This is a genomic window from Pseudoalteromonas sp. SG45-3 (assembly GCF_014164075.1).
GTDB classification, from domain to species: domain Bacteria; phylum Pseudomonadota; class Gammaproteobacteria; order Enterobacterales; family Alteromonadaceae; genus Pseudoalteromonas; species Pseudoalteromonas distincta.
Window position 1 is genome coordinate 19,687 of sequence record NZ_JACJEN010000024.1, and the last position, 24,747, is coordinate 44,433.

General features: G+C 39.1%; 23 protein-coding genes. 15 read left to right on the top strand and 8 right to left on the bottom strand.

Annotation, left to right across the window (positions count from 1 at the left end; genetic code table 11):
- The first annotated feature begins 1 nt into the window (after position 1).
- On the top strand, positions 2–1,171 hold the full coding sequence (gene fadA, locus H5126_RS18950; protein WP_024597185.1) for an acetyl-CoA C-acyltransferase FadA: 1,170 nt from the start codon (positions 2–4) through the stop codon (positions 1,169–1,171).
- A 244-nt stretch (positions 1,172–1,415) separates the two neighbouring features.
- The gene (gene tusA / locus H5126_RS18955; RefSeq protein ID WP_058548180.1) at positions 1,416–1,655 is read left to right on the top strand and encodes a sulfurtransferase TusA; all 240 of its coding nucleotides are present in this window, start codon (positions 1,416–1,418) and stop codon (positions 1,653–1,655) included.
- 6 nt (positions 1,656–1,661) lie between these two features.
- On the opposite strand, the gene H5126_RS18960 is transcribed toward tusA, so the two are convergent.
- The 8 genes from H5126_RS18960 to dnaA all read right to left on the bottom strand — a co-directional run bounded on the left by H5126_RS18960 (position 1,662) and on the right by dnaA (position 11,910).
- Positions 1,662–2,156: a hypothetical protein gene (locus tag H5126_RS18960; protein WP_182721039.1), complete on the bottom strand. Its 495-nt coding sequence runs from the start codon at positions 2,154–2,156 to the stop codon at positions 1,662–1,664.
- Positions 2,157–2,223: 67 nt separating this feature from the next.
- Entirely contained in the window at positions 2,224–2,673 is a 450-nt protein-coding gene (locus H5126_RS18965; RefSeq protein ID WP_182721040.1) for a hypothetical protein, read from the bottom strand.
- 74 nt (positions 2,674–2,747) lie between these two features.
- Positions 2,748–4,817 carry a glycine--tRNA ligase subunit beta gene (glyS, locus tag H5126_RS18970; RefSeq protein ID WP_165743947.1) on the bottom strand — a complete coding sequence of 690 codons (2,070 nt, stop codon included), beginning with the start codon at positions 4,815–4,817 and terminating at the stop codon, positions 2,748–2,750.
- Between the two features lies 1 nt (position 4,818).
- Positions 4,819–5,721, bottom strand: a complete 903-nt coding sequence (gene glyQ / locus H5126_RS18975) for a glycine--tRNA ligase subunit alpha (protein ID WP_004335201.1) — start codon at positions 5,719–5,721, stop codon at positions 4,819–4,821.
- A gap of 140 nt (positions 5,722–5,861) precedes the next feature.
- Entirely contained in the window at positions 5,862–8,288 is a 2,427-nt protein-coding gene (gene gyrB, locus H5126_RS18980; protein WP_024597183.1) for a DNA topoisomerase (ATP-hydrolyzing) subunit B, read from the bottom strand.
- A 12-nt stretch (positions 8,289–8,300) separates the two neighbouring features.
- Positions 8,301–9,395, bottom strand: coding sequence for a DNA replication/repair protein RecF (gene recF, locus H5126_RS18985; protein WP_004335205.1), 1,095 nt, complete (start codon positions 9,393–9,395; stop codon positions 8,301–8,303).
- A gap of 15 nt (positions 9,396–9,410) precedes the next feature.
- Positions 9,411–10,514, bottom strand: coding sequence for a DNA polymerase III subunit beta (dnaN, locus tag H5126_RS18990; RefSeq protein ID WP_004335206.1), 1,104 nt, complete (start codon positions 10,512–10,514; stop codon positions 9,411–9,413).
- A gap of 13 nt (positions 10,515–10,527) precedes the next feature.
- The gene (gene dnaA / locus H5126_RS18995; RefSeq protein WP_004335207.1) at positions 10,528–11,910 is read right to left on the bottom strand and encodes a chromosomal replication initiator protein DnaA; all 1,383 of its coding nucleotides are present in this window, start codon (positions 11,908–11,910) and stop codon (positions 10,528–10,530) included.
- A gap of 518 nt (positions 11,911–12,428) precedes the next feature.
- Here dnaA and rpmH point away from each other — a divergent pair.
- The 13 genes from rpmH (at position 12,429) to atpE (ending at position 24,715) form a co-directional block, all read left to right on the top strand.
- On the top strand, positions 12,429–12,563 hold the full coding sequence (rpmH, locus tag H5126_RS19000; protein WP_004335215.1) for a 50S ribosomal protein L34: 135 nt from the start codon (positions 12,429–12,431) through the stop codon (positions 12,561–12,563).
- A gap of 7 nt (positions 12,564–12,570) precedes the next feature.
- The gene (gene rnpA / locus H5126_RS19005) at positions 12,571–12,993 is read left to right on the top strand and encodes a ribonuclease P protein component (RefSeq protein ID WP_004335217.1); all 423 of its coding nucleotides are present in this window, start codon (positions 12,571–12,573) and stop codon (positions 12,991–12,993) included.
- 129 nt (positions 12,994–13,122) lie between these two features.
- The gene (gene yidD, locus H5126_RS19010; protein ID WP_004335219.1) at positions 13,123–13,398 is read left to right on the top strand and encodes a membrane protein insertion efficiency factor YidD; all 276 of its coding nucleotides are present in this window, start codon (positions 13,123–13,125) and stop codon (positions 13,396–13,398) included.
- Between the two features lie 8 nt (positions 13,399–13,406).
- Entirely contained in the window at positions 13,407–15,044 is a 1,638-nt protein-coding gene (gene yidC / locus H5126_RS19015; protein ID WP_024597181.1) for a membrane protein insertase YidC, read from the top strand.
- Positions 15,045–15,439: 395 nt separating this feature from the next.
- Positions 15,440–16,804: a tRNA uridine-5-carboxymethylaminomethyl(34) synthesis GTPase MnmE gene (gene mnmE, locus H5126_RS19020; RefSeq protein WP_007584209.1), complete on the top strand. Its 1,365-nt coding sequence runs from the start codon at positions 15,440–15,442 to the stop codon at positions 16,802–16,804.
- Between the two features lie 1,061 nt (positions 16,805–17,865).
- Complete coding sequence (gene mioC / locus H5126_RS19025) at positions 17,866–18,315, top strand: FMN-binding protein MioC (RefSeq protein ID WP_024604761.1); 450 nt, start codon at positions 17,866–17,868, stop codon at positions 18,313–18,315.
- A gap of 428 nt (positions 18,316–18,743) precedes the next feature.
- Positions 18,744–20,633: a tRNA uridine-5-carboxymethylaminomethyl(34) synthesis enzyme MnmG gene (gene mnmG, locus H5126_RS19030; protein WP_004335230.1), complete on the top strand. Its 1,890-nt coding sequence runs from the start codon at positions 18,744–18,746 to the stop codon at positions 20,631–20,633.
- A 15-nt stretch (positions 20,634–20,648) separates the two neighbouring features.
- Entirely contained in the window at positions 20,649–21,269 is a 621-nt protein-coding gene (gene rsmG, locus H5126_RS19035) for a 16S rRNA (guanine(527)-N(7))-methyltransferase RsmG (RefSeq protein WP_004335232.1), read from the top strand.
- A 14-nt stretch (positions 21,270–21,283) separates the two neighbouring features.
- The gene (locus H5126_RS19040; RefSeq protein WP_004335235.1) at positions 21,284–22,069 is read left to right on the top strand and encodes a ParA family protein; all 786 of its coding nucleotides are present in this window, start codon (positions 21,284–21,286) and stop codon (positions 22,067–22,069) included.
- 20 nt (positions 22,070–22,089) lie between these two features.
- Positions 22,090–23,016 (top strand): ParB/RepB/Spo0J family partition protein, encoded by a 927-nt coding sequence (locus tag H5126_RS19045; RefSeq protein ID WP_154904168.1) that lies wholly within the window; start codon positions 22,090–22,092, stop codon positions 23,014–23,016.
- A gap of 142 nt (positions 23,017–23,158) precedes the next feature.
- The gene (locus tag H5126_RS19050; protein WP_004335240.1) at positions 23,159–23,539 is read left to right on the top strand and encodes an ATP synthase subunit I; all 381 of its coding nucleotides are present in this window, start codon (positions 23,159–23,161) and stop codon (positions 23,537–23,539) included.
- Positions 23,540–23,553: 14 nt separating this feature from the next.
- Positions 23,554–24,411, top strand: a complete 858-nt coding sequence (atpB, locus tag H5126_RS19055) for a F0F1 ATP synthase subunit A (RefSeq protein ID WP_024597178.1) — start codon at positions 23,554–23,556, stop codon at positions 24,409–24,411.
- Positions 24,412–24,472: 61 nt separating this feature from the next.
- Positions 24,473–24,715 carry a F0F1 ATP synthase subunit C gene (gene atpE / locus H5126_RS19060; RefSeq protein ID WP_007585980.1) on the top strand — a complete coding sequence of 81 codons (243 nt, stop codon included), beginning with the start codon at positions 24,473–24,475 and terminating at the stop codon, positions 24,713–24,715.
- Positions 24,716–24,747: the final 32 nt, after the last annotated feature.

The following is a 24,747-nucleotide window of genomic DNA, read 5'->3' on the forward strand; positions in this document are numbered from 1 at the left end:
CATGAATAATCCAGTAATTGTAGATTGTATCCGCACACCAATGGGTCGCTCTAAAAGTGGTGTATTCAAACATAAACGTGCAGAAGACTTAAGCGCACATTTAATGAAAGGCTTACTAGATCGCAACCCTGCAGTTGATCCTGCATCAATTGACGATATTTATTGGGGTTGTGTACAGCAAACATTAGAGCAAGGCTTTAACGTAGCACGTAACGCATCATTGCTTGCCGGTATTCCGCACAGCGTTCCTGCTGTTACGGTTAACCGTTTATGTGGCTCTTCTATGCAAGCATTGCATGACGCAGCACGCGCAATAATGACAGGCGCTGGCGACACTTACCTAATTGGTGGTGTTGAGCACATGGGTCACGTACCTATGACTCACGGCAACGACTTTCACCCAGGCTTAGCAACATCAATTGCACAAGCGTCTGGCTCTATGGGCTTAACAGCAGAATACCTTGCAACGCTTCATGGCATTAGCCGTGAGCAACAAGATGAATTTGCTTACCGTTCACATCAACGTGCACAAGCTGCAACTGTTGAAGGCCGCTTCCGTCGCGAAATTTTAGCAATGGAAGGTCACGATGCAGATGGTTCGCTTATCTTAGTTGAAGACGACGAAGTAATTCGCCCAGAAACAACAGTAGAAGGTCTATCAAAGCTTCGCCCAGTATTTAATCCTGCATCAGGTACGGTAACAGCCGGTACGTCTTCAGCACTTTCTGACGGCGCATCTGCAATGTTAGTAATGAGCGAAGAAAAAGCAAAAGAACTTGGTTTACCAATTCGTGCGCGCATTAAAGCAATGGCAGTCGCTGGTTGCGATCCATCAATTATGGGTTACGGCCCAGTACCAGCAAGTAAAAAAGCACTTGCTCAAGCCGGTATTACAATTGATGACCTAGGCGTAGTAGAACTTAATGAAGCCTTTGCAGCACAATCATTACCTGTAATGAAAGATTTAGGGTTAATGGATGTTGTTGACGAAAAAGTGAATTTAAATGGCGGCGCAATCGCACTTGGTCACCCACTGGGTTGTTCGGGTTCGCGTATTAGCACATCGCTTATTCACTTAATGGAAGACAAAAATGTACGATACGGTTTAGCAACTATGTGTATTGGTTTAGGCCAAGGCATTGCCACTGTATTTGAACGTGTTCAAGACTAACTATTAGCTTAAACATGTAAACCATCTTGGTGATTAAAAAGGCGAACTGATGCAAATCAGTTCGCCTTTTTTTATTGTGCCACCAGCTAAATGAATAATGTGATCGGGTGTATTAAATTTAAGCCAGATTATTTATTACTTTATTGAGCTGATTCGTTATATGCAAAATAGTTAACCCACAGGTTTATTTGCGCTAAACTACCCGACCTAACCAAGCCGCGACTATTTTTACAGGTAACTTTTTATGAGCTTTGATAACCCCGATCACCAATTAGATGCCATGGGCCTTCGCTGCCCAGAACCTGTAATGATGATTCGCGCTGCTATTCGCAAAATTAATGAAGGCGAAACACTGCTTATCATTGCCGACGACCCATCAACCACCCGCGACATTCCCAGCTTTTGTACGTTTATGGATCACACGCTGGTGGCTACAGACGCCGATGAAGCACCGTATAGGTATGTGGTGAAGAAAGGATTATAAGCTTGTTTATATATTTACTAAAGCCAATATGCTTAAGAGAAAAGCTATAGAAAACAAAACCACACATGAAAGCATGGAGGACTCTTTTGAAAAATAAAAATCCTCCGTCATATTCTTTTCACCTTTAACAGCTGATAGCTTTAATACCCCACCAAATGCACATAATCCACCCAGTATAAATAAAACTATTGAACCTGATATCGACCATATATAACAAAGCATAGCCATCCCAAATGTGAGTAATGGGGTCAATAAAAACACATAATGGCCTGTTTCGCCCAATCCTTTAAAAATGAATGCGTTCAATTTTTGGTCTTTCTTTAATCCTACTGTTAGCAAGGTATTCCAAATTAAACTTAACCCAAATAGATAAGTAGATATACCCATCAAACCTTTATCAACATTTGAAAAGCTAGGCAGCGCTAAAAAGTAAGCAAAACTTGCTCCTGCAGCTATCGAGTAATTAATCCAATTTTCATCATTTATCCTCTCTGATCCCACTAGAAATTTCCTTATAAATAATATTTATACTTACTATTTAGATAACGTATGAAATATAAAGAAAGAGTTACTTCTTCGTTATCGTCACTTTCGGCTTATCGTAGTCACTGTAATCAATGCTGACTATGTATGTGCCTTTTATTGCAGGTGAGTAACTGAAGTAATTATAAATAGTATTACAGTCGGCAAGCGCTGGTTGGCCAAGTGTTAGTTTTTGCCCTTCAGGTTGTGCGTCGCTATAGCCACAGTTGTAGCCTTCACTAAAATCGGCATCGGCTATTTTAAACTCGTATACTTTACCTGGCGTACTAAATTTAACTTCTGCTTGGTAGAGCGCAGGACCTACTGGCATAAATTGATACTGAGGTTCAGCATCCCAAAGCGTAAAGTCGCCTCTTAAGTAAATGGTTTTATCTAGCTCTTGTTGTGGCAGTACGTCGTTAATAGAAATTTGGCTAGTACAGGCTGTAAGTAAGCCGGCAATAGCAAGGGTTAAAATTCGTTTCATTGGGTTCATCAATAGGTATCCTTTACGTTCTGTGAAAACTAAAAAGCCAGCAAATCGCTGGCTTTTTAAATTGCTAAGTTAGCTTATTTTTGTAACACAGAAATATCTGCAATACCTAAAAACAATCCGCTTAGCTGGCTTAATAGCGCAAGACGATTTTGCTTAACAGCTTCATCGTCGGCCATAACCATTACGTTGTCAAAAAAGTTATCAACACTTTCACGAATACCCGCCAATTGGCTTAATGCTTCTTGGTAGTTTCCATCTGCGTAAAGTGGTGCAAGGTCAGTGGCAAATTTTGCTACTTGTGATGCCAATACTTTTTCGGCGTCGTCGCTTAATAAGCTCTCATCAACACTACCTTGGCTGGTAATGTCGTTTTTAGCCAGAATGTTACCTACACGCTTATTAGCTGCTGCAAGCGCTTCTGCTGCGTCTAATGTACGGAAGTGGCTTACGGCTTTAACACGGCGGTCAAAATCAACAGGTTTAGTCGGACGACGTGCAAGCACTGCTTGAATTACGTCTACTTCAATACCTTCGTCTTGATACCAAGCACGGAAGCGCCCTAGCATAAACTCAAATACGTCAGTTGATACATTTAAGTTAGTTAACTTGTCGCCAAACAATGTTTGCGATTTAGCTACTAGGTCTAAAATATCAAGTGGTAGTTCTTTTTCTACCATGATGCGCAGTGCACCAATAGCAGCACGACGAAGAGCAAATGGGTCTTTGTCACCTTTAGGTGCTTGGCCTATACCAAAAATACCCACCAGCGTGTCAAACTTATCAGCAATCGCTACTGCGCAGCTAATTAAGTTTGTTGGTAAGTTATCCCCTGCAAAGCGTGGCATGTACTGCTCGTTTTGCGCTACGGCTACATCTTCGGCTTCACCATCGTGGCGAGCGTAATGCATTCCCATTACACCTTGCACGTCGGTAAATTCCATAACCATTTCAGTCATTAGGTCAGTTTTACTTAATAAGCCTGCACGCTGTGCTAGGTCTTTATCAGCACCTAATTGCTCAGCAATATAACCTGCAAGTTCACTAATGCGCTGAGACTTATCTTTAAGCGTACCAAGTTGCTTTTGGAACAATACGCTATCAAGCGACTCTAATCGGCTTTCTAGGGTTTTCTTTTTATCTGTTTCAAAGAAGAACTGTGCATCGGCTAAACGCGGGCGCACTACTTTTTCGTTACCAGAAATAACCACACTTGGATCTTTACTTTCGATGTTAGATACAAACAAAAACTTATTTAAAAGTTTGCCGTTTTGATCTAATAACGGGAAATATTTTTGATCGTCTTTCATGGTGTAAATTAACGCTTCGGCTGGTACATCTAAAAATGCTTCTTCAAATGTTGCCGTTAAAGTAACTGGCCACTCTACAAGTGATGTTACTTCTTCTAGTAAATCTTCATCCATTGCAACAACAGCGTTAACTGCGCTTGCAGCCTCTTCTATTTGTGCTCGAATTTGCGCTTTACGTTGCTCGTAATCAGCAATAACGTAAGCAGATTTAAGTACGTCAAAAACGTCATCTGCATGGTTAATGCTAATTTTTTCTGGGTGATGGAAACGATGACCCTGAAGCTGGTTAGTTATTTGCTTACCAAGAATTTCGCCTTCAAGTAGCTCATCACCAAATAAAATAGTTACTGTATGCACAGGGCGAATAAATTGTGTTTTATTCGCGCCCCAACGCATTGGTTTAGGGATTGGTAATTTACTTAACGCTTTAGTGATAGCATCTGTCATTAGCGTTTTAGTTTCTTGCCCTGCTACTTTAGCAATGTGCAATAACCAAGCGCCTTTATCGGTTTCAAGTGTTTGTGCGTCTTTTACTTCAATACCACAACCACGTGCCCAACCCATTGCTGCTTTTGTTGGGTTACCTTCGCTGTCAAACGCTGCCTTTGTTGCTGGGCCACGCTTTTCAACTTCTTTGTCTTGTTGTTTAGCTTCAAGCGCTTTTACTTGTAAACCCAAACGACGAGGCGATGCATACCAGCTTACGCCTTGGTGTGCTAATTCTAATGTTTCTAGCTCTTGAGTTAAGTTTGCAGCAAAGGCTTCTGCTAATTTACGCAGTGCTTTTGGTGGTAACTCTTCTGTGCCAATTTCTACTAATAAATTTTGTGCTGACATTTTACTTATCCTTACACAGCGGGAAACCAAGCGCTTCACGTTTGTCATAGTAACTTTGTGCACACGCTTTTGATAACGCACGAACGCGTAAAATATAACGCTGACGTTCGGTTACCGAAATTGCGTGGCGTGCGTCTAGTAAGTTAAATGCGTGCGATGCTTTCATTACTTGCTCGTATGCAGGTAGTGGTAAGTTAGCTTCAATTAACTTTTGGCTTTCTGCTTCACACTTATCAAACTGTGCAAATAAGTCTTCTACGTTTGCATGTTCAAAATTATAAGTAGATTGCTCTACTTCATTTTGATGGAACACGTCGCCGTATGTTACGCGCCCTAGTGGACCGTCTGCCCATACTAGGTCGTAAATGCTATCTACGCCTTGAATGTACATTGCTAAACGCTCTAGGCCGTAAGTAATTTCGCCTGTTACTGGTGAGCACTCTAAGCCACCCACTTGTTGAAAGTAGGTAAACTGCGTTACTTCCATGCCGTTTAACCAAATTTCCCATCCCAAGCCCCATGCGCCTAGCGTAGGTGATTCCCAGTTATCTTCTACAAAGCGAACTTCGTGAGTAAGGGTATCAATACCCATTGCCGCTAATGAGCCTAAGTAAAGCTCTTGGATGTTATCTGGCGATGGCTTTAAAACTACTTGGAATTGGTAGTAATGTTGTAGGCGATTTGGGTTTTCACCATAGCGGCCATCCGTAGGACGACGACACGGCTGAACGTACGCGCTCGACATTGGCTCTGGACCAATAGACTTTAAAAATGTTTGCGGGTGAAATGTCCCGGCGCCCACTTCCATATCAAGTGGTTGAATAATGACACAGCCTTGCTGCGCCCAATAATCCTGTAAAGCCAGGATCAAACCTTGAAAGGTTTTTACGTCATATTTTTGCATATTTGGCTTTTTACTATCTAAGAAGTAGCGTGAAAATTACCCTTAGTATACCGTGTGTACACTCAGGTTTTAAGCAGTTTGTGTAATTGAAAAAATAAAAAAGGAGCCATTAGGCTCCTTTTTCGGTGTAAGTAATATTTTTACACGTCTAGATTAACTACGCGTAGAGCGTTAGTTTCGATAAACTCTCTACGAGGCTCTACTTGATCACCCATTAAGGTGGCAAATAATTGATCCGCGCCAACAGCATCTTCAATCGTTACTTGTAACATACGACGAGCACTAGGATCCATTGTTGTTTCCCAAAGCTGGCTTGGGTTCATTTCACCCAGTCCTTTATAGCGTTGAATGTAGATCCCGCGCTTAGATTCTGTGATCAACCATTCCAAAGCATCCACAAAGTTATCAACAGGTTTTGTTTTCTCACCACGTTGAATATAAGCACCTTCTTTTAGGATGTTTGCAATGTTAGTACCAGTCACAGCAATGCGTTGGTAGTCACGTGATGCAATAAAGTCATAATGAAGTACATGTGCTTTATCAACACCGTGCTGACGAATATTCACAACCGGGTAATACATATTACGCTCAGCGTCAAACTCTGTGCCTGCATGGAAAATAGTTGCATCTTCATCACGTGCAATCAGGTCATCAACTAACTCTTTTGTCCAAGCAATTACTTTAGCTTCGTCAGAAAGGTCATCAGTTTTCAACTCTGTTTGGTAGATTAAGCGTTCCATTACCGTGTTAGGATATTTACGCTTTAAACGCTCAATAACCTTAACTGTATTTTGGTAATCGTGAACGACTTTCTCTAGCGCTTCACCTTCTAGCGCAGAAGCATCTGCACTTGGATATAAAGCAGCATTATTAAGTGCAAGCGACGTTAAGTACTCTACTAATGCTGGATCATCTTTAATATAACGCTCTTGCTTACCTTTTTTCACTTTATAAAGTGGTGGTTGAGCAATATAAATATAACCGCGTTCTACAATTTCAGGCATTTGACGATAGAAGAATGTTAGTAGTAACGTACGAATGTGAGAACCATCCACGTCCGCATCGGTCATGATGATGATACGGTGATAACGTAATTTCTCAGGGTTATATTCGTCACGACCAATACCACACCCTAATGCAGTAATTAGTGTTGCTACTTCTTGCGAAGATAACATTTTATCAAAACGTGCTTTTTCTACGTTTAATATTTTACCTTTAAGCGGAAGAATAGCTTGGTTTTTACGGTTACGTCCCTGCTTGGCTGATCCGCCAGCAGAGTCCCCTTCCACTATATATAGTTCAGATTGGGCTGGGTCTTTTTCTTGGCAATCAGCTAGCTTACCAGGTAAGCCTGCTAAGTCCATTGCACCTTTACGTCGTGTCATTTCACGGGCTTTACGCGCCGCTTCACGAGCACGTGAGGCATCAATAATCTTACCTACAACAATTTTGGCATCAGTTGGGTTTTCTAGTAAAAACTCAGTGAATTTTTCAGCCATTGCTTGTTCAACCGCAGATTTAACTTCACTTGATACTAGCTTGTCTTTAGTTTGTGATGAGAACTTAGGATCAGGAACTTTAACACTAACAACAGCCGTTAAGCCTTCACGGGCATCATCACCGGTAGCATTGCTGGTTGTTTTAGCTTTTTTGTTAAAGCCTTCTTTTTCCATGTAGTTATTAAGTGTACGTGTTAGCGCTGATCTAAAACCGGCTAAGTGAGTACCACCATCACGTTGTGGAATATTATTTGTGAAACAGTAAATGTTTTCTTGGTATGCATCATTCCACTGCATTGATACTTCAACACTAATACCATCTTCTTCACGTTCGTGAGTAAAATGGAACACACCTTTATGTATAGGTGTTTTATTACGGTTTAAGTATTCTACGAAAGCTTGAATACCGCCTTCATATTTAAAGTGGTCAGATTTATTTTCTTCACGCTCATCATTTAAGATGATGCTCACACCTGAGTTTAGGAATGAAAGCTCGCGTAAACGCTTAGCTAAAATGTCGTAATGAAAATCTAAATTTGTGAATGTTTCAGCGCTTGGCCAAAAACGTAATTCTGTACCAGTTGTTTCTGAGTCACCAATTACAGCTAAAGGTGCATCTGGAACACCCATAGTATAAAACTGCTCATGAAGCTTTCCTTCACGACGAACAGTCAGTTTTAGTTTTTCTGAAAGTGCATTTACAACAGAAACACCAACACCGTGTAAGCCACCTGATACTTTATAAGAGTTATCATCAAACTTACCACCGGCATGAAGTACCGTCATAATAACTTCGGCTGCAGATACGCCTTCTTCTTCATGGATAGAAGTTGGGATACCACGACCGTTATCTCGAACTGAGACAGAACCGTCTAAGTGAATCGTTACATAAATATCATCACAATGACCTGCTAAGGCTTCATCGATCGAGTTATCAACGACCTCAAACACCATGTGGTGTAAGCCTGTGCCATCATCGGTGTCCCCAATATACATTCCAGGACGCTTTCTTACTGCGTCTAATCCTTTAAGTACTTTAATACTCGACGAGTCATAATTCTCAGACATGGTTAATCCCACTTATCTTGTTATTAGGTTGCCATGTTTCACGTGGAACATTTGTAGTTCTCGTTGCATGGGTTCCACCACAGCAGAAATACTTTCAGATAAAATTGAAGAGATAAAAATTTGAGAACTGCAGTGAGCAAGTAATTGTCCCACTTTCTCTTTTGTATCTTCGCCTAATTCTGAAGGTAGATCATCTATTAGCAATATAGATTGCTTATCTGTCTCTGACTCAATTAAGCTATTTTGCGTAACTTTCAACGCATACAATAATAGCTTCAATTGACCGCGTGAGAATGTATTCTCCACACTGTTGCCAGCGACACTAAAACTAAAATCGGCCTTATGAGGGCCTTTACTTGTAAACCCTTGGCGAGCATCTCGCTCAAAGTTTTGCTCTAACGCATCTGCAAGAGATTCAGTCTCTTTCCAGCCTGCGCTAAAGGTCATTTCTAAATCACGTACAAGCGTCAATTCTGCACACATTTTATCAAAAAATTGCTGCTTAAACCTACTTATATACGCCAATCTTAATTTATTTATTTCTTCAGCCAGTCTAACAAATTCTTTGTCCCAAAACTTAATTTGGTCAAAATAATTCTTGGGCTTAGTTTTTAACAATGCATTACGTTGCTTAAGTACTTTATTAAATGATTGCCACAAAAAAAAGAACTCATGTTCCACGTGGAACAAACCTAAATCTAAAAACTTTCTGCGCTCTTTAGGTCCACCAAAAAACAAAGAATAACTCTCTGGTGTAATAATTTGTACAGGCATAAGTTGAGCGAGTTCTGATATCCTGCGGCTCGCCTTACCTTGAATTTTTAAATTGGTCTCACCCGTTTGCGTTTTACTAATACCAATTGGAATTGATAAATCGTGTATTGTTTTACGCCCGTGAATTACAAATTGCTCTTGCTGGTGCGCAATAATACTTTTGTGTTTTGGAGTACGAAAAGATTTGCCATGAGAAAGGTAATATATAGCCTCTAAAAGGCTGGTTTTTCCGCTGCCATTTTCACCATAAATTATATTAACGCCGTTGACTGGTTCTAGCGTCAGCGCCTCAATATTACGAAAATATTTGAGGCTCAAATGACTTAAGCTCATTATGTATTTATAGTCTTATAAACGCATAGGCATAACAACGTACATTGCTTCTTCATCGCCTGCACCTTCAATTAATGCACTGCTGTTTGAGTCGGCTAATGTAAATAGTACGTCTTCTGTTTTTAATGTGTTTAGTACATCTAATACGTAAGACACGTTGAATCCTATTTCTAGGTCTGCGCCTTCGTAACTTACTTCAACAACTTCTTCAGCTTGTTCTTGCTCTGGGTTATTGGCAGTAATTTTTAATAAACCGTTTGATAGGTTTAAGCGTACACCACGAAATTTTTCATTCGATAAAATAGACACTCGTTGAAACGCATTTCGTAACCATTCTCGGTTAGCTGTAATTACTTTGTCACCACCACGTGGTAATACACGACGGTAATCAGGAAAGCGTCCATCAACTAGCTTACTTGTAAATGTAAACTCAATATCAATGATACGAATATGGTTAGCACCAAACTGAATTGTAACCAATTCGTCGTCAGCTACCATAAGGCGCATAATTTCTTGCACACCTTTGCGAGGTATAATTAATTGACGTTGAGTATTAAGCGATTGCGTTAATTGCTTTTGTGCAATAGCTAAACGGTGACCATCTGTTGCTACTGTTTTTATGTCTGTATTATCTACTTCAAACGACATACCGTTTAAGTAATAACGTACGTCTTGATTTGCCATCGAAAAATGTGTGCTTTCGAGTAATTTACGAAGCTCTAAACGAGTTAGTTGAAATTCAACCTCACCATCCCACTGCTCTAAATTAGGAAAATCATCAGCAGATAAAGTCGTTAATGAAAAACGGCTTTTACCACTGGTTAAAAGTAATTGGTGCTCTTGCAAGCTTAAAGTAATGTCTGAACCATCAGGTAGACTTTTACAAATATCGAGTAACTTTTTAGCGGGTAACGTTAGTTTTGTATCGGCAATATCATCACCTACAAATACGCCAGAAACTAATTCAATTTCAAGGTCAGTACCCGTCATTGAAAGTTGTCCGTTTTCTACCACTAACAAAACGTTAGATAAGATTGGTAGAGTGTGTTTGCGCTCTATTGCACCCGACACTTGCACCAATGGCTTTAAAAATTGTTGTCTTGATATTGTTATTTGCATAATAAAGTCAGCCCTAAGATGACAATGTTCTTATTAAGTTTTGGTAATCTTCTTTAATTTCGTGGCTTTCGTCACGTAGTGATTTTATCTTACGACATGCGTGTAATACGGTCGTATGATCGCGTCCACCAAATGCGTCACCAATCTCAGGTAAGCTGTGATTAGTTAATTCTTTAGATAATGCCATGGCAACTTGGCGTGGCCTTGCTATAGAGCGGCTGCGGCGCTTAGACAATAGATCTGACACTCGAATTCGGTAGTACTCAGCAACGGTGCGCTGAATATTATCTATCGTAACCAGCTTATCTTGCAAGGCAAGTAAATCGCGTAGTGCTTCTTTTACAAAATCAATCGAAATTGGACGACCTGTAAAATTAGCATTAGCGATTACACGGTTAAGTGCGCCTTCTAGTTCACGTACATTTGAACGTAATTTTTTGGCGATAAAAAAGGCAACTTCATGTGGTAAGTTAATCTTACTTTGCTGTGCTTTTTTCATCAAAATAGCAACGCGAGTTTCAAGCTCTGGTGGCTCAATCGCGATTGTTAATCCCCAACCAAAACGTGATTTAAGACGGTCTTCGACCCCTTCAATCTCTTTTGGATAACGGTCAGAGGTTAAAATAATTTGTTGGTTGCCTTCAAGCAATGCATTAAAGGTATGAAAAAACTCTTCTTGTGAACGCTCTTTATTAGCAAAAAATTGAATATCATCAATCATTAATGCGTCAACACTGCGGTAATAACGCTTAAATTCTTCTATCGCATTATTTTGCAGTGCCTTTACCATATCTTGAACAAAGCGTTCTGAATGCATGTAAACAATTTTAGCATCTGGCTTGTTTGCCATAATGCCGTTACCTACTGCATGTAATAAGTGAGTTTTACCTAAACCAGTACCACCGTAAATAAATACAGGGTTAAAAGCAGAGCCAGGATTATCGGCAACTTGAGTGGCCGCTGCTTTTGCTAATTGGTTTGACTTACCCTCAACAAAGCTGTCAAAGGTATAGTTTTCTTTAATGTTAGATTTGTAACCTGACTTAGGTGCAGGTTCAACAACAGGCTTTTGCTCACGAGGCTGTTGTTTTGTAGAAGCTTGTGGTGCTGATTGTGTTTCTATAACCGGTGCAGCTTGTGCATTTAATAAAGGCTTACTACCTACATCAAAACGTAGCTTTGGTGCTTCAACACCACAAATTTCTACTAATAATTCGTTAATTCTATTTAGGTACTTTTCTCTTACCCAATCAAGCACAAAGCGATTAGGTGCATAAATCGTCAAGGTATCTTCGGTACTTTCTGCTTGTAGTGGTCTTACCCACATACTGAATTGCTGCGAAGGCAGCTCATCTTGCAATACATATAAACAACTTTGCCAAACCGACAGATACACAGTTAAACTCCCAGAGATATAATTTTTATTCCCGCACATCATTAATGATTATAAATCATACATTTATTGCGTTCAAATGGTCCAATAAGCGACCCAAGACCGCGTATTATGAAGGCACTTTATCCACAAGTAAAAGATTGATTTTTATAAAATTGTTGATATCGATGTATAAAATCATTAACAACCTGATTTAAAACAGTTTTTATTTTAGATCCGAAGAGGAGATCATAACAAAATAACACCAAGATCGCGAACCAAATTTACGATCCAATTTTCTTTTCCCCCGCTTTTATTCACTTTTTATACAGGGGCTGTGGAAAACTTCTTATTTATGATGATCCTATCAGATCGCTCTACATGATCTCTTTATGGGCCATAAGTAGGCTATATACTGCGAACGTAATTATGATTGACTTTACGTTACTTACTCTATAATATCTCGCGCTCGCAATGGCACCTATGCCAGGATCGCGACCTGTATAGGATGTTTTAACTTTAACCGATCGGATGAGATTGTTATGAAAAGAACTTTTCAACCTAGCGTTTTAAAACGCAAACGTGCACACGGCTTCCGTGCTCGCATGGCAACTGTAAATGGCCGTAAAGTATTAGCACGTCGCCGCGCTAAAGGCCGCAAAGTTCTTTCTGCTTAATTTATAAGTGGAAGACTTTAGCTTTGGCAGGGAGTTACGTCTGTTAACTCCCTCGCATTACTCTCGCATATTTAATGAACCCGCTCGGGCTGCAACTCCTTTCTTTACTCTATTAGCTAAACCAAATGACCAAGAAAAACCTCGGTTAGGTCTTACTGTTGCTAAAAAACGCGTAAAAAAGGCATGCCAACGAAACCGTATTAAACGTCTCGCTCGCGAAAGTTTTCGTTTAAATCAACACAGCATCGATAATATTGATATTGTGCTTATGGTGAAAAGTGGTATTGATGAACAGTCTAATGAAGAATTAACCAAACAACTTACTAAATTATGGCGAAAAATTAACGAACGCTGTAAACCAGGTGCACCTAAACCGCCACCTTTTAAGAAACGCCCAAACAAATCAGCTAAATCTAATAAACAAACCTAATTGCAATAGAATTGCAGGGTTAATTAATGTATCTTTAGCTCACCTTTTAATCATGCATTTAAAATTTCTAATTGAGTCTTTAAATACATGATATCTATCTCACTAAACTTAAGTAGGGGCATAAACATCATGAGGTTAATTAAACCACTTGTTGCTTTTCCTAAGATTTGTTTAGTGTTATTTATCCGCGGTTATCAAAAGTGGATTAGCCCGCTGTTAGGTCCGCATTGTCGTTTTAATCCAAGCTGCTCACATTATGCAATTCAAGCAATTAATTTGCATGGATTTATAAAAGGTAGTTGGTTAGCTTTAAAACGCATATTAAAATGCCATCCTTTACATTCAGGTGGAGACGACCCCGTACCTGAAAAATTAACCCATATTAACCACCAACACGAGAAATAAGAGCTGTTATGGAATCGCAACGCACGTTTTTATTAATTGGCCTAATGCTAGTGTCGTTTTTATTGTTCCAAGAATGGGATAATGATTACAACAAGCCTAAAGCCGATCCAAGTGCCACAACACAAACACTACAAGCAAATTCACCAGAGTCGGATGATTATATTCCTTCATCGTCAGATTCAGGTTTACCCGCTTCAGCAACTTTAGCTAAACGTTCAGTTATTGAAATCACAACTGACGTTTTTAAAGTTAAAATTGACACCAAAGGCGGTGACATTGTTGAAACAGACCTTCTTCAATACGAAGAAACTAAAGGAAGTGAAACACCTTATATGCTTCTTGGTCAGCTTGATAGTGGCAAACAATACTTTTCACAAAGTGGCTTAATTGGCTTAAATGGCCCTGACGCATCAGCTAACGGTCGCCCTACTTATAGCACCGAACAAAAATCATATACCTTAACGGGTGATGAGCTTCGCGTTCCACTTCAGTTTACTGATAGTAATGGTGTTAGTTTTACTAAAACATATGTATTCAAAAAAGGTCAGTATGACGTAGGCTTAGAATACAAAATTAACAACACTACCAGCGCACCTCTTCAAGTACAGCTATACACGCAAATTAAGCGTACCGTACAAGAAAAAGGTAGCATGGTTGATCAAAACTATTTAGGTGCTGCATACGGTACTGACGAAGAACCATACGAAAAGTATAGTTTTTCAGATATGGCTGATAAAAACCTAAACAAAAACACGCAAGGTGGTTATGTTGCATTTATACAACATTACTTTGTAAGTGCTTGGGTTCCAATGCAGGATCAAACAAATACAATTTATAGCTTAATTACAAAAAGTAATGCCGCTATTATTGGTGCTAAAGATCCCGCTGTAAATATTCAAGCTGGTAGTGAGCAAACACTAACTGCTACTTATTATATGGGTCCGAAAGAGTCAGATATTCTTGAAGCAATTCACCCAGACTTAGACTTAACTGTAGATTACGGTTGGTTATGGTTTATTTCGCAACCTTTATTTGTATTGCTAAAATGGCTACATAGCATTTTAGGTAACTGGGGTGTAGCAATTATTGCCATCACTATTATCGTTAAATCGTTAATGTACCCACTTACTAAAGCGCAATACACTTCAATGGCAAAAATGCGTGCCCTACAGCCTAAAATGGCAGCTCTTAAAGAAAAGTTTGGTGACGACCGTCAAAAGTTCGGCCAAGCAACTATGGAAATGTACAAAAAAGAAAAAGTTAACCCAATGGGTGGCTGTTTCCCTATTTTGCTACAAATGCCAATTTTCTTAGCCTTGTTCTACGTATTCTTAGAGTCAACTGAACTTCGCCATGCTGAATTTATTTTTTGGTTAACAGACCTTTCTGCACAAGACCCGTACTACGTATTACCAATCTTATTTGGTGCGAGTATGTTTGTGACGCAAAAACTACAGCCTATGACGGTAACTGATCCAATGCAGCAAAAAATGATGACCTTTATGCCGGTTATCTTCTCTGTATTCTTCTTATGGTTCCCATCGGGTTTAGTTCTTTACTGGTTAGTGTCTAACCTTATTTCTATTGTCCAGATGTTAATCATCTACCGTGGCATGGAAAAGAAAGGAATTAAAGTAAGAGGCTAGCGCCTATACCCAAGCCACATCAAGATGCAAAATTCAGCGTTTCACAGGGGCTTAAGATCAAGGCGTTACTTTGCAAGAATGGCAGTCCCTTTTAAAAAGTAACAACGATGAAATTAAGTACCTGTGAAACGCCCAAAGGGTTGGTTTAAAAGCGATTTATACTGCGTTATTGATTTTAACAATAGAACCACTATTATTCTCAATCAATGCCTTGCCTAAATAGCTTTTAACTCCAACTGAAACTCGCATCTTGAGATGGCTTGGGTATATTACTTATATAAAGGCGACTTCGGTCGCCTTTTTTATTGCCTGTTTTTCACCAGAGTATTCGCGAGTGTTTATTTCATAGGTTACAATACCGCCATAAAGTTACTCATCGTTGGCAAATTAATAGCATGATCAATCAAGATACAATTGCAGCACAAGCAACTGCCCCCGGACGTGGTGGTGTTGGTATTATTCGCGTTTCAGGCAGCCTTGCTAAAAGTGTCGCCGAAAAAGTAGTAGGTAAAATTCCTAAAGTTCGCTACGCCGATTACGTGCCATTTAAAAGCCTAGCTGGCGAGCAACTTGATCAAGGTATTGCCATTTACTTTGCAGGTCCTAACTCATTTACAGGCGAAGACGTACTTGAACTACAAGGCCACGGCGGTCCTGTAGTACTTGATATGCTACTTAAAGAAATTAGTAAAATAGAGGGCGTTCGTTTAGCAAAGCCTGGTGAGTTTTCTGAGCGCGCATTTATGAATGACAAGCTTGATTTAACACAAGCAGAGGCCATCGCCGACTTAATTAATGCTACGAGCGAACAAGCTGCCAAAAGCGCCCTACAGTCTCTCCAAGGTGAATTTTCTAAACACATAGAAACGCTTGTAGAAAAAGTAATTCACTTACGTATGTATGTAGAAGCGGCAATAGATTTTCCTGATGAAGAAATTGATTTTTTATCAGACGGTAAGGTATCAGGCGACTTAGACGCCATTATTACCCAGCTTAATACCGTAACCAACCAAGCAAAACAAGGCAGCATCATGCGCGAAGGTATGCGTGTTGTTATTGCTGGTCGCCCAAATGCCGGTAAATCAAGCCTACTAAACGCCCTAGCCGGTCGTGAAGCTGCAATCGTAACAGAAATAGCCGGTACCACTCGCGACGTACTACGAGAGCATATACATATAGATGGTATGCCACTGCATATTATAGATACCGCAGGCCTACGAGAGAGCCCTGACCGCGTAGAACAAATAGGTATTGAACGGGCGTGGGATGAAATAAACCAAGCCGATCGCGTTTTATTTATGCTTGATGGCACTGACACTATAGATACTGACCCGCATAAAATTTGGCCTGAATTTATGGCCAAATTACCAGAAGGTATGGGGGTTACGGTCATCAGAAATAAAGCTGATTTATCGGGTGATATAGTCGGAATGGAGCAAGAGCAACAATACCCGGTCATCAGCTTAAGTGCTAAAAATGCTGACGGTATTGAACTTGTTCGCGAGCATTTAAAAGCCTGTATAGGCTTTCAAGGCGCAACAGAGGGTGGCTTTATGGCGCGCCGTCGTCATTTGGATGCACTAGAGAGTGCTGCGTATCATTTAGAAACAGGTAAAACACAATTAGAAATGCACATTGCTGGTGAAATATTGGCTGAAGAACTACGTTTAACACAGCAGTATTTAAACGAAATAACCGGTGAATTTACCTCAGACGACTTACTTGGCAAGATATTTAGCTCATTTTGTATCGGTAAATAAGCACCTCATTACAGATATATGTTTATTATAAGAGCACTTAGGTGCTCTTTTTTATGTAAAATATTAACTATAAAATATGTATTTATACCGTCAATCCCAGCCAGTTCTGCCAATAAAATCATACCCAAAGCGATAATTATTACCAGCCAGATCATGTAGATTAGACAGTGAAAAGAGCCTTTAAGTAAGGTATTAATAGCGCAAGTAACACCCATTTTAAGGTCAAAACCGATACATATTTCAAACAAAAATACGTTTTAAAATCGTTATCCTCCACACAAAAGTTAGTTATAAATAGCTTTGTTATAATTACCTAGCTCATAAAAACTAATGTTATTTGCTCAATTTAAGAGCTAAAACGTGACGATAAACACTCTAAATAATCAACTTTATACAACATATGGACAGACGATCACTGCGGCTTTTTAATAAAAATGACTCGAGATTTGAGTGCATCAAACTTTTGATCTACTAATCCACCAGCAAAATACATAAAAAAAGCAGCTATAAATACGCATTAAATTAAATATATTGAGATCACTTATCCACAAAACCTAATTTTTAGCTCAAATAAATAGTAAATTGAGCCACCTCGCAGAGAAAAACCTAATGTTCTATTAAAAATTATCTGTTTATAAGCTTATTTTTAATTAATTTCGTTAGATCAGCTCAATTAGATCATTTAATAAAATTATTTTCGATCTAAATTTAAGGTTATCAACAACCTTTATATCCACATTATGATCACCTTGTGCTTTTTATGCCTAGATTTATAATTAAATCTTTCACTAAATAGTAATATCAATAACTTAGCGATTATTAAACAACCTAAAAGGTGTGTTTAAACAGAGCTTTCCCCACTGTTATCAACAACTTGATCAGAAGATTACATTTAAAGATATTTTGTTAATTCCTATAATATCAACAACTTAAGAAGGCACTTTCAAATAAGAGTAAAATTAGCACAAAAATAGTTATACAAAAAAGCACTCTTAACTTTACTGTTACTCACACTCAGTTATCATAGGCAGCAATTAAAACCAATGTGATCACTAATATTCATGAGTTCAGTAAATCTTATTGTTGGCAGCCAAATGGGATCAGCCGAGTATGTTGCAGAGCAACTAAGCGACGCGCTTAATAACCTTGGTATTACTACACAACTACATGATCAACCTGAATTTAGCGATATTGATCAGCAAAATACCATTTGGTTAATTTGCACATCTACTTATGGTGCAGGTGATTATCCTGAAAACTTTATTAGCTTTGTTGAAGATGTGACTCAAGCTAATGATTTATCAGAATTAAAATACTCAGTAATCGCTTTAGGTGATACCAGTTATGACACTTACAACCAAGCTGGACGTAATATAGATGCCTTATTATCTCAAAAAGGCGCTATAAAAGTAGCAGAACGCTTAGAGCTTAATATTCTCGATGAAGCACTACCAGAAGACACAGCATTAGCATGGTTAGACTCTTGGATAACCAAAACAGGCTTAAAATAAATAGATCAAGTAAAAAGTTATATATAAAGTTACCCACAATTTACTAATAATTTAATAGATTTTGTGGATAAAGATTGAATAAACTGCTTTTTAAAGCATGCTTATCCATGGGATAAGATCCAAATGATTCAGCCCTGTGCATAAGGTGCCTTTTTGATCAGAGCTTATTTGCTGGATGATCCGATCATATTAACACCTTTAGATCTGATCTAATTTCATGTTTTAAATGAAGATCTAAACCTTATCAACAGAAAAGCTGATCAGTAGTAGTAATAGTAATAAAAGATCTCTTTAAAAGATCCTTTATATTATTGGAGATCACATACTTAGATCTTGCTCTTTGTTTAATCATTTATCTTCTGCCAATTTCTAGGTAGAATACGCTCCCTTTTGAAGTTTACCGGTTTGATTTAAGTAGGATCCCATTAATGATTTTTCACGAAAATTTTGACGTTATCGTAGTAGGTGGTGGACATGCTGGCACTGAAGCCGCATTAGCAGCTGCCCGTATGGGGATGAATACCCTGCTACTGACTCACAATATGGATACCCTTGGTCAAATGTCTTGTAACCCAGCGATTGGTGGGATTGGCAAAGGTCATTTGGTAAAAGAAATTGATGCGCTTGGCGGTGCAATGGCACAGGCCATTGACAAAGGCGGGATCCAATTTCGCACACTAAACTCTTCAAAAGGACCTGCTGTTCGTGCAACTCGAGCACAAGCAGATCGCGCTTTGTACAAAGCAGCTATTCAAACAACATTACAAAATCAAGATAACCTTAAGATTTTTCAACAATCATGTGATGATCTTATTGTTGAAAACGATCGTGTTACTGGCGTAGTAACTCAAATGGGTTTACGTTTTAGTGCTCCAAGTGTTGTTTTAACCGTGGGTACTTTTTTAGGTGGCCAAATACACATTGGTTTAGAAAATTACAAAGGCGGTCGTGCTGGTGATCCACCATCAATTGCATTGGCTGAACGTTTACGCGAACACCCTTTTAGAGTGGATCGCTTAAAAACAGGTACTCCGCCACGTATTGATGCACGTACTGTTGATTTTACAAAAATGGAAGCACAGCCTGGTGATATGCCAACACCTGTATTTTCATTTATGGGTAAACAATCAGATCACCCACAACAAATACCGTGTTACATCACTTACACCAACGAAAAAACACATGATGTTATTCGTAAAAACTTACATCGCTCACCTATGTACTCAGGTGTTATTGAAGGTATTGGTCCACGCTACTGCCCATCAATTGAAGATAAAATTGTACGTTTTGCGGATAAAGATAAGCACCAAATATTTGTTGAACCTGAAGGCTTAACATCATACGAATTATATCCAAATGGTATTTCTACTAGTTTACCGTTTGATGTACAACTTGAGATTGTGCAATCTATTTCTGGTTTTGAAAATGCACATATTTGTCGACCAGGCTATGCAATAGAATATGACTACTTTGATCCACGCGACTTAAAACAGTCTTTAGAAACAAAATTTATCGAAGGCTTATTTTTCGCGGGTCAAATTAACGGCACTACCGGTTATGAAGAAGCGGGTGCACAAGGCTTAATCGCAGGTATGAATGCTGCGTTAAAAGTGCAAGGTAAAGATTCTTGGACGCCACGTCGCGATGAAGCTTACGTGGGTGTATTAATCGACGACTTAGCAACACTGGGTACGAAAGAACCGTACCGCATGTTTACTAGCCGTGCCGAATACCGTTTACTACTTCGTGAAGATAATGCAGATATTCGCTTAACTGAAAAAGGCCGTGAGCTGGGTTTAGTTAATGACGAACGTTGGCAGGCATTTAACGAAAAAATGGAAGTAATTGAGAAAGAAAAACAACGCATTAAAGATACGTGGATTCATAAAGATCACGTTGTTGTTGATCAAGTAAATGCATTACTAAAAACACCATTAACTCGTGAAGCAAGTTTAGAAGAATTACTTCGTCGTCCAGAGATTCGTTATAACGATCTTATGGCTATTGACGGTTTAGGATCTGAATTTACAAACGTAGCAGCACTTGAACAAGTTGAGATCCATACTAAGTACGCAGGCTATATTGCGCGTCAACAAGATGAGATCAATAAGCAGCTTCGTCATGAGCAAACAATTTTACCAAAAGAGTTTGATTACAAAACTGTATCAGGTTTATCAAATGAGGTTGTTGCTAAGCTTATTGAGTCACGTCCAGACACTATTGGCCAAGCATCGCGTATTTCTGGTATCACCCCAGCGGCGATTTCGCTATTATTAGTGTATCTGAAGAAGCAAGGCTTATTACGCAAATCTGCGTAACGATAAGGGTACATAGTGTTACAGCAACAATTAACTACATTGTTAGCGCAAACTGATATTGCGCTAACGGAAAAACAACAGCAACAGCTAGTTCGTTACGTCGAGTTATTAGATAAGTGGAATAAAGCTTATAATTTAACTTCGGTACGCTTACCTGAAGAAATGATGATTAAGCATATTATGGATAGTTTAGTTGTTGCACCTCACTTACCCGGTCATCATTATATTGATGTTGGCACAGGGCCTGGCCTTCCGGGCATTGTATTAGCGATTGCATTACCTAACACACAATTTGTGTTACTAGATAGTCTAGGTAAACGCGTTCGCTTTTTAATGCATGTTAAACATGAGCTTGGCCTTGATAACGTAACACCTGTTCAGTCAAGAGTTGAAGAATATCAGCCAAGTGTTAAATTAGATGGCGTACTCAGTCGTGCATTTGCTTCATTACAAGATATGGTTGACTGGTGTTCGCACTTAATTGATCATTCGGGTAAATTTATAGCGCTTAAAGGTGTGTTCCCTAGTGAAGAGCTAGAGTCATTACCTACTGGCGTTAAGTTTGAGCAAAAAATTGCATTAGAAGTACCTAAGTTAGATGCACAACGACATTTAATTATTCTTTCTAAAGACTAGGGATCAGAGACACTGTGGCAAAAGTCATCGCATTAGCAAATCAAAAAGGTGGAGTGGGTAAAACTACAACCGCTGTTAACCTCGCTGCGTCTATGGCTGCAACGAAACGTAAAGTGCTGTTAATTGATCTCGATCCGCAAGGCAATGCGACTATGGGAAGTGGCGTAGATAAGTACGGCGACGTACCAACTATTTACGACTTACTCATTGAAGATAAACCTATAGAAGACGTTATTATCAAAGAAACGTCTGGCGAATACCATATGATTGCTGCAAACGGTGATGTAACCGCTGCAGAAGTTAAACTTATGGAATTATTTGCCCGTGAAGTGCGTTTACGTAACGCACTTGAAAAAATTCAGGATCAGTACGAATTTATTTTTATCGACTGTCCACCCTCTTTAAATATGTTAACTGTTAACGCAATGGCCGCAGCTGATTCTATTTTAGTGCCAATGCAGTGTGAGTATTATGCACTTGAAGGGTTAACCGCATTAATGGATACGATTACGCAGCTTGCTAAGTTAGTAAACCCTAGCTTACAAATTGAAGGCATACTTCGTACTATGTACGATCCGCGTAACCGTTTAGCGAATGACGTATCAGAACAATTAAAACAACATTTTGGCGACAAAGTATACCGTACGGTGATCCCGCGTAATGTTCGTTTAGCAGAGGCACCTAGTTTTGGTACACCTGCTATGTATTATGACCGGGCATCAAGTGGCGCTAAAGCATATTTAGCACTCGCTGGTGAAATGTTACGTAGAAAAGAAAAAACAGCGTCCGTTGTCGCCTAACTTTGAGGTAAAAAAATAACATGTCTGCTAAAAAACGAGGTTTAGGCCGAGGACTCGATGCACTTTTAAGTTCGTCAAAGCCTACACCGAGCGCAAGCAAGGAACAAGACACATCAAACGTGACTGAAGCTGTAAAAAATGCGGCTGGGCCAAATAACAGTGAATTACAAAAACTCCCAATCGAGTTTTTACACTCTGGTAAATATCAACCTCGTAAAGACATGTCCGAAGAGGCACTAGAAGAGCTTGCTAGTTCTATTCGCTCACAAGGTATTATTCAACCTATAGTCGTGCGCCCTATTGCACATAATAGTTTTGAAATTATCGCCGGTGAGCGTCGTTGGCGTGCAGCGCAAATAGCTAAGCTTGAAACAGTACCTTGTATTATTAAAGACGTACCAGATGAAGCTGCAGTAGCTATTGCGCTAATAGAAAATATTCAACGTGAAGACTTAAATGCCATGGAAGAAGCGGTTGCGTTAAATCGCTTACTCAATGAGTTTGAACTAACACATCAACAAGTAGCAGATGCGGTTGGCAAATCACGCACTACAGTAACTAACTTACTTCGTTTAAATAATTTAAACAGTGATGTAAAAATTCTGTTAGAACATGGCGACATTGAAATGGGGCACGCTCGTTGTTTATTAGCCCTTGAGGGAGAAGCACAATCAGATGCTGCTCGTTTAGCTGTTGCTAAAGCACTAACCGTTCGTGAAACCGAGAAGTTAGTTCGTTCAATTTTAGAACCCGTGCCAGCTAAAGAAATAGCTGAAAAAGATCCAGATGTTAAACAGTTAGAGCAACAACTCGCTGAAAACCTAGGTGCCAAAGTAGAAATAAATTACAACAAAAAAGGCAAAGGTAAGCTTGTTATTTCTTATACTAATTTGGACGAACTTGACGGCATTTTAAATCGCATTAATCAAGACAATACCCACCATTAGTTTTCTACATGTCTAAAAAGGGACATTTGTAGCTATTTCGTGTTACAAAGCGTCTACTCAAGTTGCAAAACTGGCAGGATTAAGTATAATTTCGCCAGTTTTCACACCCTAACAATTAGAACGCAATAAAGGTTAACTAAACGTGACTGATAAGTTAGCGAGTCCATATCGACTTGCCGTATTAAAGTTAATTTGCCTTCAGGGTGTTGTAGCATTAGTTGCTGCTGTAATTATTTGTTTTAGTTCGGGAGTCAATGCCGCGCTTTCATCACTCGCTGGTGGAGTTGTCGCAGTACTTCCGCACTTTGTATTTGGTCTTTATGCATTCAGACATATGGGTGCAAGTCGAGCAAATCAAGCGTATGCCTCGTTGAAACGCGGCAACGGATTAAAATTTATGCTAACAATTGTATTGTTTGCGCTAGTACTGAAGCATTTTCCGGTAATTTTATTACCCTTTTTTAGTACTTATATACTGGCGCTCTTTACTGGATTGTTCGCACCCGTTTTTTTTAAACATTAACTTTGGGATATAACATGGCAGCAGAAGAAGTTACTCTATCTGGCCATATCCAGCACCATTTGACCAATGCTAAGATGTGTTCGACCGATACAGGTCTCGCCTTCAATAAAGCATGTACGGATAGTGGTTTCTGGACATGGCATATAGATACCCTCGCATGGTCTATCGGTTTAGGTCTTATATTTTTATGGATCTTTCGTAGTGCCGCTAAAAAATCAACACTAGGTGTACCTGGAAAATTTCAATGTTTCATTGAAATGGTAGTAGAGTTTGTTGGTGACAACGTACGTGATACTTTCCATGGTAAAAGCAAGCTTATTGCACCATTAGCATTAACAATATTCGTTTGGATATTTTTAATGAACTTAATGGATTTAATACCGGTTGACTTTTTACCTGCATTAGCTGGTTTTGTTGGTGAGACTGCGTTTGGTATGGATTCACACGATGTGTACATGAAAATTGTACCAACGACTGACATTAATATGACTGCAGCGCTAGCGCTGGGTGTATTTATTTTAATGATAGGCTACTCAATTAAAATAAAAGGAATCGGTGGTTTTATTAAAGAACTAACACTTCACCCGTTTAGTTCAAATAATACTGCACTACAAATCCTTTTAATCCCGTTTAACTTATTACTTGAACTGATTGCGCTGGTTTCTAAACCGTTTTCATTAGCGCTACGTCTGTTTGGTAACTTATATGCAGGTGAATTGATTTTCATCTTGATCGGCGCTATCGGATTTATGCAATTACCATTGCATTTTGTTTGGGCTGTATTCCACATCTTAGTAATTGTATTGCAAGCATTCGTATTTATGATGCTAACAATCGTATACCTAAGCATGGCAAGTTCAGATAATCACTAATTTTTAGATTTACAATTTTACTTTTACTTTTAACTTTACAATTGAAACTTTGGAGAAATAAATGGAAGCTTTAGAATTATTAACAGGCTTAAAATACATCGCAGTAGCTTTACTAATCGGTTTTGGTGCAATCGGCACAGCAATCGGTTTTGGTAACATGGGCGGTAAATTCCTTGAAGCATGTGCGCGTCAACCTGAGCTTGCACCTTCGCTACAAGTTAAGATGTTTATTCTTGCTGGTCTAATCGATGCTGTAGCAATGATTGGTGTTGGTATCGCTATGGTATTGTTGTTCGTACTTTAATTTTATTTTTTGAACAGCTTACTATTTAAGGA